A 17223-nucleotide genomic window follows, 5' to 3' on the forward strand; every position below is an offset into this window, starting at 1 on the left:
GGTCGAAGTCTACGACTTCTCCGATAAGCGCTTGGAGGTCCGGTGGCAAGGTTATCTACTTCCCTATCGCGTCTTCTACAAGGATCAACGCGTCAGTCCTGCGGCCATCGTCGAGAACAAACGGCTCAGGCTGCACTCTCAATTGTGAAAGCCCAACAGGATTAGAGGCCGGCCGTCAAGATTATGACCACCAGTGAAAAGATCGGATACAAGAGACAACCACGCTACAGATACGGATCGGACGTCGTTCAATACGCCTGATGCGTGCATGCAGTTTTGCAGGACGGTTCGGACCTGCGAAGGAATAACATTCGTCCTCGCAGGTTAATCAGAGCATGGTCCGAAGGCTAGCGCTTAAAGATCCATTCCGACTTGATAGAGCGAAATCAAACGCCAATCCCTTTGATCGCCACGAAAGGTACGAAATGTCTGAAATGCAAAACGCCCAGTTCCTACGAGAACTTGATTCGATAGAGAGATTTCACTGGTTAATGTGCCTCAATCATTCTAACCATATCGCGATGGCCGCCGAGATCTCTGGTGCCACAACTCCTGAGATGTGGAGATACGCGTTAAGGGAGTTGCAACAGCGTCACCCTTTTCTAAATGCTTCCATCAATAGAAATGCCAACTCCAAACTAGCTTATCGATGGTTTGAAGGACGTGCTATTCCGCTCGTCATCAAAGATCGTAAATCTCCTGTGCAATGGCAAGAGGAGTTCGAGCTAGAAATGGCTACACCCTTCGATCCGTCAATAGCACCTCTTATACGAGTGTTGTTATTACAGGGTGGTGACCGATGCGACGTCATCGTTGTAGCGCACCACACTGTCGTCGATGGTATGTCTCTGGTCTTTATTATGCGTGATCTGATGCAAACACTCTCCGGCAAAGCGCTTGAGATCCTACCTGTACCTGCTTCACAGGAACAATTTTATGCGTCGCTCGCAGCCACCAGACAGTTCAAGGAACATATCAGCGAAGCAAGTCCTGTGCACGTGAGTGAAACTACGCCGAAACCTGTCGATTACTATCGACCTCGGAAGGGAGAGGGACCCCAAGTGCAGGGACTGTGACTTTCCGAAGAGCAAACATCTCTTCTGATCGAACGAACCCGAGAGGAGCAACCACGGTTCATGCAGCCTTGTGCGCGGCTCTCGTGACGGCCGGGCGAAAGATATCGACATTCTGGAGTCAAAATGGAGTTCGCGTTTTATCGCCTATCAGCACCCGAAAAGCACTCAATCTCGGGGAAGATAGCGTTTTGGCGGACTGCCGGAATCGTGATGTACGACTCATCTGCTCAAACAGAGTTCTGGGAGCTTGCTCGCTGGTCGAAAAGGTCACTGGCGCCTGCCCAGGATTTTGAAAATATTGTGCTACCAAAACCGCTTCAGGATGTAGTTGCGTACGATGACGATGACGAAGCGTTAGCTCAATTGATGAAACTTGGCTTGACATATGACTTAGTGGTGACAAATGTGCAAAGAGTGCCATACGAGAGTAACTTCGGCCATCTAAGCGTGAAGGCTCTCTGGGGACCGTCTGCACTGAATGGCATTGCAGGAGAACAAGCGGTCGGTGTTGCGACTGTGAATGGAACATTGTGCCTTCTGCATACGAGTTACAGCCCATTGGATTCACTTCTGAAAACAGGTATAGAAATCTTGACGACGGCTTGCAAGGGGAGGGGGATCTCCCACTCTAAGTTCGCTGGAACGAACGAGAGCGCGGTATGATCGAGTGATTTTGCTCAACACAATTATGGGGAGACTCCTTGCGCTGCTCTAGGGGCGGAGCCCTGAGTATACTCAGCACTTGCGTTACAAAACAGACAAGGACATATGTTACAGCGAAGCGGAACACTGAGGGGTTCCTCGGCTTTGGTCAGACGCACGATGATGCGGTATGCCCTGGAAAGACAGTCGGATAGGCCGCCCCGTAGGTCCCGACAAGCCGGCTTATGGGAAGTAATCGTCGCCGCCGCGAAATATTTTCGCGCCGCGGGGCGGATGGAAATGTGGAAATCGCCAAAGAACGTCGATTCCGCAATTTCCACCGCGCGACGACTACGGCGTTATACTGACATTTCTAATGGGCCAGAACCCCTGACATTTCTATCGGGCGCCAACATGACGTGTAAACGCAAAGCTGAAATGTCGTAACTCCGCGAAATAGAAATGTCGCCTGCTCTCCTTTGGTTATTCACCCTGGAGGGTTGGACTTGGGTTGGTTGCGGATGAGTAGACGAGATATTAAGCGGATTGAAAGCGCTTGTGGACGTAGTGGCGGGTCGGATTACGTCAGATTCAGCATCGTTGCTTCTGGATATAAGCGTGCGTCAAGTTCAGCGACTGCTGAACCGTTACAAGGATGGAGGCGGGGCTGCCCTGATCCATCGTGCGCGTGGCAAGAGATCGAACTATCAACTGAATCCTGGATTGCAGTCCTATGTCACGGAGTTGGTTCGACATAACTATCGTGACTTCGGGCCGACATTAGCTGCTGAAGCTCTAAAGGAGCGTCACGAGGTCCAGATCTCACGAGAAACGCTTCGAAAATGGATGATCGAAGCCGACCTTTGGACCTCACGAAAGCAACGGCGTGTCTTCCACCAACCCCGTTTGCGGCGGGAGCGCATCGGAGAGCTGATTCAGATCGATGGGAGTGAGCACCGCTGGTTTGAGGATCGCGGTGAGCCATGCACCCTACTAGTCTTTATCGACGACGCCACAAGTCGTCTAATGCAGTTGCAGTTTGTTCCCAGCGAGAGCACGGAATCTTATTTCGAGGCCCTCCGCGGATATCTTCTTGCACATGGCGCTCCTGTCGCCTTCTATTCCGACAACACACGGTATTCCGCGTAAATAGAGATGCAAAAGGTGGTCCTGGCATGACCCAGTTTGGGCGTGCCCTGGCCGAACTGAACATAGAGATCCTCTGCGCCAACTCCAGCCAAGCTAAAGGCCGAGTGGACCGAGTGAATCGCACTTTGCAGGACCGACTTGTAAAAGAACTCCGACTTGCTGGAATCAATGATATCGCTGCGGGCAACGCGTTTCTGCCAAAGTTCATTCAGCGCTTCAATGAACGATTTGCGGTTGCTCCAGCAAACCCAAATGACCTGCACCGCCCATTACAGATCACAGCGAATCGGTTGAGCGATATCCTCTGCCATCGTGAACTACGTTATGTTGGAGCACAACTGACGTTCCATTACGACAGGAGGCAGATCATCCTGGAACAGACGGAACTTTCAAAGGGGCTGCCTGGCCGATATGTGGAAGTCTACGAGTTCTCCGATAAGCCTTTGGAGATCCGGTGGCAAGGTCATCTACTTCCCTATCGCGTCTTCAACAAGGATCAACGTGTGAATCCTGCGGCGATCATTGAGAACAAACGGCTCCGACATGCACTCTCCATCGTCAAAGCCCGACAGGATCGCAGATCGGCCATCAACGTGATGACCAACAGCGAGAAAATCGGTTACAAGAAGCGTGCACGCCGTGTCTATGGGACAGAGTATGAGGTACGGTCCCGAAACGAGTGAATCGGCGAGGAACGCGGTCTGCACAATTCCCTCATAGTTTCCGATAATCTCGTTTTAGAAAAACTAAGAGGCAAATTTAAGATGGCAGTCTATATATCTTGGTTACATACTGACCAGAAGAGCGACTACTAATCCAACCAAGACGCCAGCAAAAATTGCAGCGACGATTCGGTTTCTATCCCTATCTACATGACGATGATGGGCTGGCGTCCCCGACGGGATTCGAACCCGTGTTGTTTTCTTGCAGTTGCGGTTTACAGACACGCTTTTCACGGCGATGCATTCCAGAGGACGCGCGGAAATCCCCAAAATCGCCGGGTACCACCTGGGTATCCATTTCACGCGCCCACCTTCATCGTTTCCAGTGTTCCTTGCGGAGCCACCATCTCCACGACCTTACGCTCCGTCCTCCGTTTTGTGGACATCCGCGCCTGCGCATAGATGTCCATCGTTACCTTCACCACACCTTGCCGCAGCAACTCCTGCTCAACTTTGACATCCTCCCCATGGCAACGCCAGCGCCCTTATTGGGATCTGAAATTGGGGTGTGATCACCGGACTGCTGTGAACGAAGGACTCTGACTTTCTTCATCTCTGCCGAGAAATCTCTCTTTTTGTCTTGCCGCTTGAATTTCTTAGTGATCTACTACAAAGCGCAATGAAAAACTATCTGTTCTTACCACCCTCGCGGTGGCTGTGTTGTCGTGTCTGTTGTCTGGTTGCGGTTCACCTAAAACATCTGGTAACGAGAGCTCGAATCCTGGAGGCGGCACGAGTCCTGCACCGCTATCCGTGACAGGCATATCGCCTGCTTCGATTCTCGCGGGCCCGGCTGCTAACCTTACGGTCTCGGGAACCGGCTTTACCACCACCAGTGTTGTGCAATTGAACGGTGTCGCGCTTCAGACAAGCTATGTCAGTGCGACACATCTGACAGCAATTGTTCCCGCAGGTCAAACTTTCCCCGCGGGCAGACTCAATGTCACGGTCACCGATGTCAGACCCAAAAGTGGATGCGACAACGTCGACCAATACTCAATGACTTCGCATAAAGAGGATGCGACAAAAACCTGTGAAGTGGATGCACCAAAGCTGCAAAACTGCAGAGTCGATGCACCAATCCTTCAAAACTGCCAAGTCAACGCACCAAAATGTTCGTGACGTGAAAGACACACTTTGGTCATACCTTCTGCCAGCCTTCCAAGCTAGAGGCGTACCTCTGAAATGGCTCGGAGTGCTCTTCGAGATATAACCTGGTGATTGCCAACTTTAGGGAACGTTCAGTTGAAGTTTCTCAAAACCTCGTTTTTCGGCAGCCACCTGAGCCGCTTGTCCGAGAAGCCGACTACTCGGCCAACTGGATGAGTTTCGGATAACCGACCATCTGGGAGTTGAGCGGTTCAGCGAATTCCTAAGCGTTCGTAGTCACTCATTCGGTAGTGGTCGATATGACAGCTTCACCAGGAATTGTATTCGTTTGCGCAGCACTTCCACCTCGTTTGACAAGAAGATGTAGTGACTTGCATTAGGCATCGGACTGCATGTAACGCTGTCGGCTATTCCTGGCGGAAGTTTTCTACCATCCTGATAACGCTCTGGCGATCGGTCTGAGTGTAGAAGAGTGTGCGCCCGTCTCGCGACGCGCTCAGGCTGGGCTGCCACTCGTTGGTTTTTTCTTCAAGTGACAGAACAGGCGTAATGCGGCGAGTGGCAAAGTTGTAGAACTCGATCGTGGGCCGGGGTTCCGCATCTGCGTCCAGCAGGTAGAGCCCGCTCTCCGTCACGGCCCAGTGTCCCCAGTAGCCTACTTGCGGTTTGCCGGTCACCACAGGCGACTCGCTGCCTCCGCTTGGGGGCATGCTCCAAATCCCAGGTTCATCAAATTTGCTGTAGTAGATGGTTCTCCCGTCGTAAGACTCAAGAGGATCAAAGCCGCCATGCTCGGTCAACTGCCGCTCTGACCCGTCCTCAAGGGAGTGCCTCCAGATCTGCCGGCTTCCCGTACGCGGGGAGGCGAAGTAGATGAACCTGCCGTCGCGGGACCAACTCGGCACGTAGTTGTCGGAGTCACCATGCGTGATCGCATGAAGGTTCCTACCCTCTGTATCAACGACGTAGATATGGGAGTAGATATGAACGTTATCCTCTGCGCGGGCATCGAAGGCGATCCATCGTCCATCGGGAGACCAGCGCGGAGTGCCCGAGAGCCAGCCTATATTCGTAAGCTGCACGGCATGATCGCCGTCAATACTGTTCAGCCAAATCTGGTTTGTGCCGGAACGTGCTGATTGCAGCGCAAGACGCGTCCCGTCCGGAGAGGGCTGCGCACAATCCTCCAGGAACTGTGAATAGATCAGCTTCCTTGTACGAAATACTGGGCCACCTGCCTTCGAAAGATCCGCTCGCCAGATTGCAGCGGGAATAAAGGCACTGGAAGGACCCCCCATCTGCTTCTCTGCATAGACAAGCCTGCGCCCGTCCCGGGAGATCGATCCGACGGCCGGGTAGACCATCTCAGCTTCGACCGGGCCGCCTGCGACAGGCACCCTCCAGGCGCGCACCATCTGTCCCCGGTTGGAATAGGAAACAATATATTTGCCGTCGGGTGTCCACATCAGGTTCCAGAAGTGATTACCGGGTGAAACAAGGCGCCTCGGTCCTTCGCCGGAGAGCGGCACGGCATAAAGTTCGCCATAGCCTGCGTCGGTTTGACGAAGAAATGCAACGGTTCGTCCGTCCGGGGAGAGCGCATCGTCGGCGGAAAAGTCTCCGTGAGATCCGGTAGCGAGACAGCGCTTCTCACCCGTTGCGAAGGAGAAGAGCACAAGCGCACGCGGGCCACCTGGGGTGCATTGGTCGAGCATCACCATGCCTTTGCTGTCCGGAGTCCAGATAGGCCGGCCCGCGACATTCTCCCGGCAGGGCGAGTTCGTCAGTCGGCGCTCGGCGCCACCGAGTGCGGGCACCGTGTAGACCCCATCGCGTTCGCTGTTGCAACGGGCAAAGGCAATTTCCCGTCCATCCGGCGACCATTGCGGGGGGCCGGGAACACCGTCGCCCCGCTTGTGGTGTGTGATTTGTAGCGGCGTGTCGCCTCCTACCAACTGCACGTAGATGTCGTAGTGTGTGGGCTCCACACCATTCCAAACAAACGCGATCTGACGTCCATCGGGTGAGAACGATGGGGAATTCGCGTCTCCGGGCGCGCTCGTGAGAATCGAAGAACGCAGATTCGAGGACTTCATGTTCGGCTCGCCCGAGGGCGGCTTAGGCTGAAGGGCGGATCGAAGAGACGAGGATCGAATGAGCGCGACGATTCCAATCGCTGACACGACGCATACGATTAGTAGGGCTAACTTCCTGGAGAGCAGCCTTCGACGATCTTGCTTCTCGCCAGGTGTAATGGTAAGGACTTCAACGCCCCCATTGCTCTGTTCCCGCGTGTTGAGTCCAACTGGTTCGGATCCCGCAGTCAATCGAGACGAAGCGCCGCCATTCTGCGTATCCCCAGGTTGGGAGACGGGCGCGACAAAGCGATAACCCTTCTTCGGAATGGTTTCGATGTAGAGAGGCTTGTCGGCCGAGTCGCCCAAGGCTTCGCGGAGCTTCATGACAGCAGAATTCAGGCTGTGGTCGAAATCGACGAAAGTGTCGGATGGCCATAAATGCTGCCGCAACTCTTCGCGCGTGACCATCTGTCCGGCGTGCTCGAGCAGCAGGAGCAGAATGCGCGCCGGCTGTTCGCGCAGTTTGATGCCTGTGCCATTGCGGCGTAGTTCTCCACTCGAGGCGTCCAGTTCGAAGACGCCGAAGCGCCAGGTCCGTGGTGTGTTGACCGGCATGCCCATTAGCGCGCTCCTCTGGGCTGGACAAACTTTACACCTTTCCCGATCGGCAGGCCAATCGAACCCGAATCACCAACTTACTCGATAGACAAAGTCCTTTGGTGTCAAGGGCGGAGAGCGCAATCAGCAGATGATGACGGAATGATCTCCAAAGCATTGAGCGGATCGCCGCGGCGGCGCACATTGCGAATATTCCCGAGCGGTAGTTGGAGCAGGACAAAGCCGCAGGATCATCGAGGAGGCTCGCCATGTTTCGTATATCTTCCATCCTTACCTGTGCAGCTCTGGTGCTGTCGCTCAGCGCGGCGCTATCTGGACCGGTGGCAGCACAAGATAAGTCGGTCACCGTTAAGGTTCCATTTGATTTCTCAGCCAACGACCAAAATGTGCCTGCGGGCAAATATCGCATCTCACTGCAGGCACCGCGGTATCTCTTGTTCGTCGACACCCAGTCCACCAAGAAGCAGTACCTGATGTTGGTCCAGCCCACCTGGGAGCAAAACGATAAGGGCTGGGGGCACCTGATCTTTCGGCGATATGGAGACAGCAACTATTACCTCTACCAAGTCTGGATGCCGGGCCGAGGTGAGGGACGGGAGCTCGTGCGCAGCCGGGCCGAGCAGGAGACAATGCGGGGGCGGAAATCTTCATCGCTCGCGCAGGTGCAACTTCCGACCGGGCCTGACAAACCGGAAAAAATTCCGTAATGCCCCGCAAACTCGGATCTTCGGCAAGTCCAAGCTCTCAACTTGTGATAACAAAGCTATGCACTCATTGAGCTATTCAAGTCGATCAGTGTTCTAGGCAAGTGTCCGAAAAACCGGCTTCTCGAACAAGTGGCGTCGGCTTTCCGATGACGTGCCTCAAAAGTCGGATTTTGAGCAAGTTCACCTGGCCAAAAGGTTCGGGCGTCGAGCTTGGTGATAACTCCGTTTTTGGGGAATCATTCACTTGTCTGAGGTTCTTGGCGGCGAAGGCAGACGGATCAGTGGAGTGAAGTCCACCTTCCAAACATCCATCTCGAACAGCGATCCATGCTGATCGACGTTGATGGTGATACTCAGCGGCACGCCGTCCGCATCCTGAAACTCCGCCTCGGCCAACTGTTCTCCGAACTTCCGTCCAGCGGCGCCGACGAATTTCAGGCTCCCCATGCCGCCGTCCTTCATCTCTTCTACCAGAGCCGTAGCAAGCTCCTGCTGGAGTGAGTGCTCTTCGCGTTTAGAAGCGAGCATCGCCACTATTAGGGCAGTCTCATCCGGCCGCAGGTGTCGTGCTTGTCCATCAGACATGGCTCAATCCTATTGCTGTCGCTCTTCCAGTGCGTTCACTTCGAGCTGTTCTCGAAAAGTCGGGTTTTGAGCAAGTTCAGCGGGTCAGCTTCGATCACGAGTCGAACTTGGTCAAATTCCCGTTTTCCGGTAGGAATGGTCGATCCGTCCGGGATTACTACCGAGAAGCCGACTTTTCGATACTAATCTGGTCTGCGTTTTGCAAACCCATCAACTTGCCAACGTCGTAGAACTCTTTCGGTTTAGTGAGGCCCGATAACCGTTGATGAGCAGAAGTTTCACACGATTGCGAGATAGCATTGTCGTCATAAAGAAGATCGACGACTCGTTGCATTTTATCGCGCTCTGACACGGACGCGCCCTCTCTGGAACGTCCAGTATCATCGGTGCCATGGCTCCCGGACGAAATGAGCAATGCCACTGTGGACTACCCAAGAAATATAAGAATTGCTGTATGTCCTTAGACGAAGGTCAGGCCAACCGAATCGGTATGGTTCGTAGTGCCAATACCCTCTTCGAAAAGAATCTGACCCTAATCGCCGGCGCAGCCGACATCTTCAATCTCCGTAAACCTTGGGAAAAAGTAAAGAGCGGCATGTCGGACGCGCGAATCCGCGAGTTTTACCAGTTCATCGCAGGGCTGTGGCCCGTCAATACCGATTACCGTAGCCTTTTGCCGAAGCCTGATAGCACGCTGAGGGCTCTCTATCTTGGCGAAAACGATCCTGAAATGATGCTGCAAAATGTCTTCAGGTTCAGCTTGTATGCCGATCAGATCATACTCGTAAATCCATTCGACAACCCCAACATTGTGGCGGAACAGTACAACCCGGTAGTAAATCCGGGAGAATGGCGCGTTCAAACACTCAGACTGGTGTATCACCTTCGAGTCCTTGCTCCTTGGATAGCAGCTGGTCTAGTCATATTGATCCCCGATCCGGGGGACTTTGACCGCAAGCTCCGCGAGAAAACTTGGAATATGGCGCTGAGCCGCCTTGGGCCGAACCCCGTGAGTGAGGAAGACGTCGAAGCTTCGTTCGGACGTCAAAAGACCTCCGATCTCTTCTATCTTTCCCCTCCTGAATATCTGGCAAGGAAAGCGAAGGAAGCGATCCCTGGCATTTCGGAAAAAGAGGTCACCGACTTAGTCGCCTACATGGAAAAGCGTCGCGCCGAAAATCCACTGCTCCCTAACGACACACTCGATAACATGCCAGGCCAGATGACGGCGATGCGGATGGGGGCCAATCTTGAGATGGGTCTTTTCATGTGTCAGACCATGGGAGCATTCCCGTATACAAACGTAAAGTTTCGCTGGAAGGAGATATTGGGTGCTGCTGATCAGTTGGATTCTGGGGCACAGGTTTGGAGTCCCCTAACGAACGCTTTTGCCAACTTGGATTTCAAGTTTCTCAATAATGTCGATTCGAACTTCGCTGTTGAGATGCGCAAAGAAGGTCGCCTCGCAGGGTTTCGAGCGTATATGCGAAAGCTTTGGGACACTGTGGATGGTGAACCTGACCCTGCGAGATCTGAATCGCTTGCACGCGATTTCAAAGACGAGTTGGCGGGAGAGTATGCGAAGGCGCAGGGCGAATGGTCAGAGATTGATCGAGATCTGATGAAATGGGCGATTCCTGCCATCGGCGGAACGATACAAGCTGCCGGGGCAATACTCACAGGTCATTATGGTTTGGCATTGCCCGGTGGAGGGTTCGGTCTAAATGGAGTCAATGAATTGATTCAAGCGCACATGAAGCGGAGCGCCTTCCGCAAGAAGACACCACTATCAGTTTTCATCGATCTGAATAGGAAAAAGTAAATGGAAAGCTCTGGAGAGAACAAACGCATGAACCCCGAAGAGATTCGCGCAGAAATCGAAAACCGGAAGAAACTCGCTCGCGATATGAAATTAAGCCAAAAGATATGGTCACTTTACAATTCGAACTTTCAATACATCGACGATCGTCTCAAGAAAGACCCTGAACTGATCCTCCCCGAAGTTCTTCAGTCGCTCGTCCACTCCGGCGATTCTTATGAGTTCAAATTCAAGGACGGGTCTTATCATCTGCAATGCTGCAAAGGAAAAGACGAGAGAGATCGAAGCGATGACAGCACGACAACACCTATGACCTTCGCTCTCAAGGTTAACGGCGATTTGGTCTACGAATTCGATATGCGGAGAACTGTCACGTACGGACCAGACAGCCCGGATTTCTACGAAAGCTTCGGGAGCATTTCTGGCTTCATCAAAGGTCCGTGGATCGCTGATATCGATGAACTCCAGGCTGCGATGCGGACGCACACGCAGCAAGTCTACAAACAACGGAACGCCCCTAAAGAAGCGGCGCGCTTGCAACAAGACATGAAGAAATTCGGTTTGTAGGGCTCGTTCGGGTGTGACTGCCGCGCATTCCCGAAGCGAACTGACAGGTGCGAGCATCGGCCTGAAAGAGCCTCTCGTCTCGTGACCCGGGGTCGCTCACCCCGCAATCCAAGGAGATTGCCAGCTTGTAACGAGAAACGCCGTTGTGTTTACCAATAAGCCGAGTAGTGCCTGCAAAGTCCCGTTTTACGGTAGCGAAGCCGCTGCCAGCGTACCGGTATGTTGCACGGACCTTACTGCCGCCCTAATCTCGCAACACGCTCAAGCAGAATGCGGGCCGCGCCGAGCGTAGCACCTATTCGAGTCTCAAACTCGTCTTCAAGGTCAATGCCGTTGCAAATCTCATTCAGTGCATTCTGGACAATGTCGAACTCTTCTCGCGTGAGGTCCAATCGAGCGTGTGCCGCTTTCGCTACTGCTACCAGACCGCGATTCCCGTCCTGAAAGACATGCTCCTCGACAGCCACTTCTTGCCCTGCTTTATAGGCCCATTCCTCGTCATCTGAATCAACGGGTTCGCTTACGATGCGGTACGTTGCACTGCTGATGGGTTGTGCCATCACAGGTTTCCAAACGTCCGTTCCCTCATTCAGCATTGGGACATAAATAGTCTTCGTTTGCATGGATGTCAGCGTAGCAGCTCGCCCTTCTAATGGGATTGCCGCGACCATTCCGGTAAGCACCCGCAGAGTCGCGTTTTCGGAAACGTCATAGCTAAGATCGCGCCTTCCACCACGCATCCGAGTTGAATTCCTCAGGAATGATGTCGTCGCCGACCTCAAGATCAGGGGCTTCGATCTCGTTGAACCACTCTTTCCGTAGGGGGGTGGTCTCACCTCTTAGCTCTGCTTTAGCGTGAGGCTTGCCTCAGTTTTCGGTTTTATTTCGCGTTTAGGGCGCTTCTTTCGCATCCTCTTTTGTATTTGTCGCACCCTCTTCTGGTGTCAGAGACAAAAGAGGATGCGACAACCTCAACCAGATTTCAATAACTTACATATAAAGAGGATGCGACAAAAACTATGAAGTGGATGCACCAAAGCTGCAAAAATGCCGAGTCGATGCAGCAATTTTTCAAAACTGCGAAGTGGATGCACCAAAACTTCTTGACGTGAAAAACGAAACTTGGTCAGACCTGTCCTCAAGGTCTGGTCTCGGTTCAATGAGTGCATTGGCCTGATATGGAGTGACCGTGTCAACTGGGCGCGATCTGTGGGATGTTTTGGTGGTTTGCGTTTTCTTTTCCCGAAGACAGAGCGAGCAGCAGTCGGAGCAGTTTTGAGCGACGATTGATCAGTCTGATATTCGCGGGTCGGAACCGCATAATCATGATCCGTCGGGAGCTGCCTCTGACTGTTATCGCGAGTCCGGTCGAGCCTGTCGCATAGGCCAAGCGAGGGTTCTCCTTCGTGCCTGCCCTGGCTGCTGCTGGCCCTGTGTTCGAGATGGGTGTCAGCGTTCATCGATTCACTGTTCTTAGCTTTTTCCTTCTTAGGAAGTTTTGTTTTTGCTTTGGTTGTTGTCAGGCTGCAGCTTGCTGCCTGGAAATAGTCTCGGCTCTGATTCCAATAGCCCAGATAAAGCCCAGCAGCTCTCGGGCTACTGCTGTGACGATCTTCCTCTGGTCCTTGCCGGCTGCGCCCAGTCTCATATACCGCTTGTGCAGCCGGTGTTGCGCTTTCCACGCAATCTCTTTCGCCTCTTCGGAGATGCTCTCCTGGCGTCTGCGCAGTCCGTACCAGATACAGGGTGGGCGACGATAGCTCCATGCGGCTTCGACGACGATTCTTCGCAAGTGCGCGTTTCCGGTTTTAGTGATGCCTCCGCGTCTGGTTCGCTTGCCGCTGGAGTCTTCGCTGGGCACAGCACCGCAATAACCCATCAGTTGCCGAGCACTGCCAAAGCGGGATACCTGGCCCAATTCGGCCGCAATGGTCACAGCCGAAATATCTGCGATACCGCGCAGTGCCTGTAGATCGTTAATGACTTGTTGTAACGCGGGCGAGGCCAGCTTCACCGCCTCGGTGATGGCTTGCTCTAGGCGCGCTACCCGCTCCCGCATGTGCTCGACCTCGTGCAGATAATCCTGTCGCGTGGCCTCCTGAGCTATCTGTGTGAAACGTAGCTGCGCGACCCAGATCAGATAGGGGCGTGTCCACGGCCGAACTCCGGTCGGTGGACGCTGGCCTGAGCGCAACAGAAATTTGCTCAACCGATGCCGTGCCCGCATCTGATCCTGCTTGGCTGCTTCGCGGGCACGCACCAGATCCCGCAACGCCTCGGAACCCTCATCTGGAACCCACACCGCCGTCAGAATCTCCCGATCGATAGCAACGTGCCAGCTTCTCAGCATCCCGCCGATCCGTCTTTACTCGATCACCAGCCTTGACCGGTACCAGCGTGGGTGCGACAACCTCGCACTGGATGCCCAGTTCTGCCAGCTGCCAGTAAACGACATAACCCGTCGGTCCTGCCTCATAACAGGCTCGCAACTTCTCTACTGGGCCAAGCTTCCTGATCAGCTTGCGTATCGATTCGGTGCGGTTCGGAATCGTTCCCAGGCTTCGTACCTCGCCATCTGGCTCGGCGATCGCCACGGCAATCGTTTCGGCATGGACATCCAAACCCAAAAATCGTAGCTTTTCCTTCATGACCGGCTCCCTTCCGCTTGTGGCTCTGAGCTGTGCGTCCTTCTGAACTCACAGCCTAACCCACGGTCAGCGCATCGGCGCCGGTCACTCCATACTGACTGTTAGCACCAAATGAGATTTTGCAGCGCTGGTGATCATCAAATGCAAGCTGACTGTTAGCACCAAATGAGATTTTGCAGCGCTGGTGATCATCAAATGCAAGCTGACTTACATATCAGCGGACCCCATTTGGAGATTCTTTGGGAGCGCAACAACGACAACACATCATGTCGGAAAGGTATACGGACGATCCTGTGGCCCCAAAGACCACTGCTGGTAGTCTCCGATCTGCGTAAGAACCTCTCCCGGTAGGGCGCCACCCAAACTCTGGAAATCTCGCACCATATGCATCTGATCGAAGTAACCAAGCTGATGGGCGATGTTCATCAACGACCAACGCGGCGCACCACGTTTTGTGTCTAATGCCACTTGGAACCGCGTAATACGCGCAAAAAGCTTCGGGGTAAAACCGATCTCCGCCGAAGTCTGCTGATCGAGTGTGCGAACCACATCCTCCGACCTCACGGGAAGGGACTCGGCATTCCGACAGTGGGGGCCCGCATCTGGCAGCACGAGGTGGCAAGCAGGCCAAGAGCAAGGCCGTCGTTGCCGTTGCTCGTAAGCTCGCTGTCTTGCTTCATCGCATCTGGACTAAGCAGGAGCCATACATCCCGTTCCACGACGCTGTAGCCTAGGAGATAACCATGTTTACCTGTTGCGACGACACCGTGTTCCGATGACTGCGTGAGCGTTTTGTCCTTCGAGGCCGACCGATAAATAGCAGCATCGACTCTCCTCTCGAACCCCAACCGGCACCGAGCTCGCATCAAGTCAGCTTATCCAGAGTGCGAATAGAAACCCGGTGGAGAGCAACAGGGCGCCGCAATGCAACCAGCAACAAAAAAGCTCTATGAAGGAAAAGATAGAAAGCCAAACCTTGACATCAGTGACCTGCTCATAGAAAACGCTCTTCTCGTCATCTGGACATAGGAAGCGAAATCCAAGTTCTCGAAGAGCGATAAATCGCCAATGCACTCATCGAGGTTTCAACGAAAAAAGAGACACCAATTTGGCGACAGGTTACTATCCCGCTTAGCGGTTCCTGGTAGTCGGGCCTTTCACGCGTAAAGCGACGAAAGACGAAACCATGTGAACGGATTTAGCCTAATCCTCCGCTGACACTCTCAAAGCTACCAACTGTGGCCGTTCTCATCGAGAGTGGCACATCGAGCTCCGCAGAAGCAATTGCCGTCGCCCTTGAAAGTCGTTCACGTACGCGGTTGTTCGGAACCCATTCCTATGGGCTGTCAAGTTCAAATTCGGAATACCCGCTGTCCGATGGAGCTACTCTGTTGCTCAACAACGCAGTCAACGCAGATCGATCGAATCGTGTGTACAACGAAGGCATCGAACCGGACGTTTCCTTTCCAGAGCCTATGAGCCAACCGGACGAGTCCGCCGATGTCGCCCTGCAGGCGGCTCTTTCTGGGCTAACTACCGCACAATAAAATGTAAGTACCCGTCTGTAGGCGCGCCAACTGAAATGACCGTCTGTGCACCCTTCGGTCTTACCTTTGGCCAGTTTTTCAATCGATAGGCCAACGCTGAAATCCCGGGGCGCTCATCGAGTCGATCTGCCCCCAACACTGGCAGAATTCGCACAACTTGCCTACAATCGTCCCCAGTAGATGATCGATTTACGAGTCGGCGTGACCACAAGCATTGGATGAATGTTTAGCAAATCATGGCAATTGCTCACGAGTATAAGGAGAGTTGCTTGCGTTGATCGAGGCGTCAATCACGCTTCCCGACTGATCGATTAAACGAAAAGAAACTACATATCCTATAGATTCGTACTCCTTATCTGAGACAAAAGTAGTCTTCTTTATCACCCGAGTATTGCCGAGTGCTTCCACCTTCGAATAGAGCACTGCACCATGTTGAGTCTCAAAAAAATTATCCAACATCACCCCGCGCAGGATCTTGAGACTTAAGCTATCTGTTGACGTAATCGGAATGGAGGCGATTGGATCGATAGCTTGATGTAGCTTATCGCTCGTATCCTTCCAACGAGCAACAGCGGTGTCATAGAGAGCGGCTTTCGCTTTGGATAGCGTTGGATCTGATTCGAGCGCCGTTGCAGTAGCGCTGACTGATTGATAAAGCCGGTCGAGTTCGGCCAGGGGTTCTGAGACAGCCTTTATGCTCGCTTCGAATTTTGATTGCTCTAGAATTGTTATGTATTGATCATTTGGCACGAGTAAATGATCAATGTCTAAAACTTGGCATTTTCCGGCAAATCCCGCCGCCCATGCATTAAATAACACCTCATTTGAAGTAGTTATCGACCCCCCGGTTATAGATCTGTCTACCCTGAACAGTTTTGAAATACTTACAATGGAGTCAACCACCGCGCCACTGAGGGCCGGAATAGCCAACAGTCCCGATGGGCCAGCACCCTGTTGGGAATTTACCGATAGTAGGTCTTTAGGTGTTTGATTCCTTAGGGAAATAATTTTATTTGGTAAAGCTTTGGAGACGGCGTTCAGTGAGCCTGTGAGCCATTTCGAGAGTACATAGTCATCAAGATTTGACGGATTCACTATGACGTTGCAGGCAGATCCTCTCGATGGGACGTTTAGGTCCGTGTGAACTCGACCCGCCAACGACGCCACAACAGGGTTTAGCGCCTTCCAACCTTCGACTGTACTTCTAATCGTGCCCCCGTCGCCCGATATTGAGCCTTGGACGCCAGATTGTACCGAGGGCAGCAACATCTTCATGCCGGTAATCTGGCTATTAAGAAGGTTATTTTGTGCCGAAACAAAATCATTCTGGGCGTTAACCGAATCGGTTTTAAGACTGACAGCACTATCCGACAGTGATTGTTGTGACTGCAGCGCTTTGAGCTGTGCAGTTGCAAAATCGCTTTGAGCATTCGACGATGAAGTGCCTAGGCTCAAAGCACTTTGAGCGAGCGCTTGCTTATTCTGCAGTTCTGTAAGTCTAGCAGAGAGTAAATTGCTTTGGGCCGTAACAAGATCAGTTTGGTCCTTCAATTTCTGCGCAGCTGACGCAGTGTTCTGTTCATCAAGAGCCAGCTTCGCTTGGGCAAGTTGCAGTTGTTTTTGTAAATCACTGATCTTGACCGAAAGATCGTCCGAATCGGTCGATTGAGCAAAGCCAGTGTTAACCATTGAAAACGCGAAGGCAAATGCAATGAGCAAAATCAAATTGCGAACCATGTTGGGTGGTCCTTTCGCTTATCTCGATATAACAATTGTTTCTACTTCTACATCAAGTCCCAAAGAGGCCCTAAGGTGATCAAGATCGTTTCTTGTGGGTATAGCACCGTCTTTTCTGCGAACGAATAATCGATAAGGAGAAAGCTGATCGGAATCCGACACTGTAAACGGTGTCTTATAAAGATTGGCAACGACCTCATTCCGCGATTTTCCGGGGG

General features: G+C 52.9%; 14 protein-coding genes and 2 pseudogenes. 8 read left to right on the forward strand and 8 right to left on the reverse strand.

From position 1 onward, the window contains the following. Positions 1-425 precede the first annotated feature (425 nt). The 3 genes and pseudogenes from AC5S26_RS26705 to AC5S26_RS26715 all read left to right on the forward strand — a co-directional run. Entirely contained in the window at positions 426-1076 is a 651-nt protein-coding gene (locus tag AC5S26_RS26705; RefSeq protein WP_494188002.1) for a condensation domain-containing protein, read from the forward strand. Positions 1077-1199: 123 nt separating this feature from the next. Next, positions 1200-1739, forward strand: a complete 540-nt coding sequence (locus tag AC5S26_RS26710; protein ID WP_494188003.1) for a hypothetical protein — start codon at positions 1200-1202, stop codon at positions 1737-1739. A 485-nt stretch (positions 1740-2224) separates the two neighbouring features. Beyond that, positions 2225-3508 (forward strand): annotated as a pseudogene (locus AC5S26_RS26715) (ISNCY family transposase); the annotation flags it as partial. A 380-nt stretch (positions 3509-3888) separates the two neighbouring features. Here AC5S26_RS26715 and AC5S26_RS26720 read toward each other — a convergent pair. After that, complete coding sequence (locus tag AC5S26_RS26720; protein WP_494188004.1) at positions 3889-4029, reverse strand: hypothetical protein; 141 nt, start codon at positions 4027-4029, stop codon at positions 3889-3891. A 313-nt stretch (positions 4030-4342) separates the two neighbouring features. Here AC5S26_RS26720 and AC5S26_RS26725 point away from each other — a divergent pair, with 313 nt between their 5' ends. After that, positions 4343-4711, forward strand: a complete 369-nt coding sequence (locus tag AC5S26_RS26725; RefSeq protein ID WP_494188005.1) for a choice-of-anchor Z repeating domain-containing protein — start codon at positions 4343-4345, stop codon at positions 4709-4711. 395 nt (positions 4712-5106) lie between these two features. Here the strand turns inward: AC5S26_RS26725 and AC5S26_RS26730 are convergent, their stop codons facing one another. Then, positions 5107-7392, reverse strand: a complete 2286-nt coding sequence (locus AC5S26_RS26730) for a winged helix-turn-helix domain-containing protein (RefSeq protein ID WP_494188006.1) — start codon at positions 7390-7392, stop codon at positions 5107-5109. A 251-nt stretch (positions 7393-7643) separates the two neighbouring features. Between AC5S26_RS26730 and AC5S26_RS26735 the strand changes: the two genes are divergently transcribed. Beyond that, entirely contained in the window at positions 7644-8102 is a 459-nt protein-coding gene (locus AC5S26_RS26735) for a hypothetical protein (protein ID WP_494188007.1), read from the forward strand. Between the two features lie 240 nt (positions 8103-8342). On the opposite strand, the gene AC5S26_RS26740 is transcribed toward AC5S26_RS26735, so the two are convergent. Beyond that, positions 8343-8687 carry a DUF6984 family protein gene (locus AC5S26_RS26740; protein WP_494188008.1) on the reverse strand — a complete coding sequence of 115 codons (345 nt, stop codon included), beginning with the start codon at positions 8685-8687 and terminating at the stop codon, positions 8343-8345. 391 nt (positions 8688-9078) lie between these two features. On the opposite strand from AC5S26_RS26740, the gene AC5S26_RS26745 reads away from it, so the two are divergent. Further along, positions 9079-10509, forward strand: a complete 1431-nt coding sequence (locus tag AC5S26_RS26745) for an SEC-C domain-containing protein (protein WP_494188009.1) — start codon at positions 9079-9081, stop codon at positions 10507-10509. Next, a complete protein-coding gene (locus AC5S26_RS26750; RefSeq protein ID WP_494188010.1) occupies positions 10510-11073 on the forward strand; it encodes a hypothetical protein in 564 nt (187 codons plus the stop codon). Positions 11074-11306: 233 nt separating this feature from the next. Here the strand turns inward: AC5S26_RS26750 and AC5S26_RS26755 are convergent, their stop codons facing one another. From AC5S26_RS26755 to AC5S26_RS26770, 4 genes and pseudogenes are all read right to left on the reverse strand, one after another. Beyond that, positions 11307-11813: a hypothetical protein gene (locus AC5S26_RS26755; RefSeq protein ID WP_494188011.1), complete on the reverse strand. Its 507-nt coding sequence runs from the start codon at positions 11811-11813 to the stop codon at positions 11307-11309. Positions 11814-12592: 779 nt separating this feature from the next. Continuing rightward, a pseudogene (locus tag AC5S26_RS26760) lies at positions 12593-13721 on the reverse strand (IS110 family RNA-guided transposase). A gap of 264 nt (positions 13722-13985) precedes the next feature. Further along, entirely contained in the window at positions 13986-14270 is a 285-nt protein-coding gene (locus AC5S26_RS26765) for a helix-turn-helix domain-containing protein (RefSeq protein WP_494188012.1), read from the reverse strand. An 11-nt stretch (positions 14271-14281) separates the two neighbouring features. Then, the gene (locus AC5S26_RS26770) at positions 14282-14587 is read right to left on the reverse strand and encodes a hypothetical protein (RefSeq protein WP_494188013.1); all 306 of its coding nucleotides are present in this window, start codon (positions 14585-14587) and stop codon (positions 14282-14284) included. A gap of 372 nt (positions 14588-14959) precedes the next feature. Between AC5S26_RS26770 and AC5S26_RS26775 the strand changes: the two genes are divergently transcribed. Beyond that, a complete protein-coding gene (locus AC5S26_RS26775; protein ID WP_494188014.1) occupies positions 14960-15268 on the forward strand; it encodes a S41 family peptidase in 309 nt (102 codons plus the stop codon). A 234-nt stretch (positions 15269-15502) separates the two neighbouring features. Here the strand turns inward: AC5S26_RS26775 and AC5S26_RS26780 are convergent, their stop codons facing one another. Continuing rightward, positions 15503-17005 (reverse strand): hypothetical protein, encoded by a 1503-nt coding sequence (locus tag AC5S26_RS26780; protein ID WP_494188015.1) that lies wholly within the window; start codon positions 17003-17005, stop codon positions 15503-15505. Between the last annotated feature and the right edge of the window lie 218 nt (positions 17006-17223).

It is taken from the genome of Edaphobacter sp. FHG110511_03 (assembly GCF_059115365.1).

Excerpts from the sequence above, each read along its gene's own strand:
- AC5S26_RS26705 (WP_494188002.1), top strand. The coding sequence starts at position 426 with ATGTCTGAAATGCAAAACGCCCAGTTCCTACGAGAACTTGATTCGATA.
- AC5S26_RS26710 (WP_494188003.1), top strand. The coding sequence starts at position 1,200 with ATGGAGTTCGCGTTTTATCGCCTATCAGCACCCGAAAAGCACTCAATC.
- AC5S26_RS26730 (WP_494188006.1), bottom strand. The coding sequence starts at position 7,392 with ATGCCGGTCAACACACCACGGACCTGGCGCTTCGGCGTCTTCGAACTG.
- AC5S26_RS26735 (WP_494188007.1), top strand. The coding sequence starts at position 7,644 with ATGTTTCGTATATCTTCCATCCTTACCTGTGCAGCTCTGGTGCTGTCG.
- AC5S26_RS26740 (WP_494188008.1), bottom strand. The coding sequence starts at position 8,687 with ATGTCTGATGGACAAGCACGACACCTGCGGCCGGATGAGACTGCCCTA.
- AC5S26_RS26745 (WP_494188009.1), top strand. The coding sequence starts at position 9,079 with ATGGCTCCCGGACGAAATGAGCAATGCCACTGTGGACTACCCAAGAAA.
- AC5S26_RS26750 (WP_494188010.1), top strand. The coding sequence starts at position 10,510 with ATGGAAAGCTCTGGAGAGAACAAACGCATGAACCCCGAAGAGATTCGC.
- AC5S26_RS26755 (WP_494188011.1), bottom strand. The coding sequence starts at position 11,813 with ATGCGTGGTGGAAGGCGCGATCTTAGCTATGACGTTTCCGAAAACGCG.
- AC5S26_RS26770 (WP_494188013.1), bottom strand. The coding sequence starts at position 14,587 with ATGCGAGCTCGGTGCCGGTTGGGGTTCGAGAGGAGAGTCGATGCTGCT.
- AC5S26_RS26780 (WP_494188015.1), bottom strand. The coding sequence starts at position 17,005 with ATGGTTCGCAATTTGATTTTGCTCATTGCATTTGCCTTCGCGTTTTCA.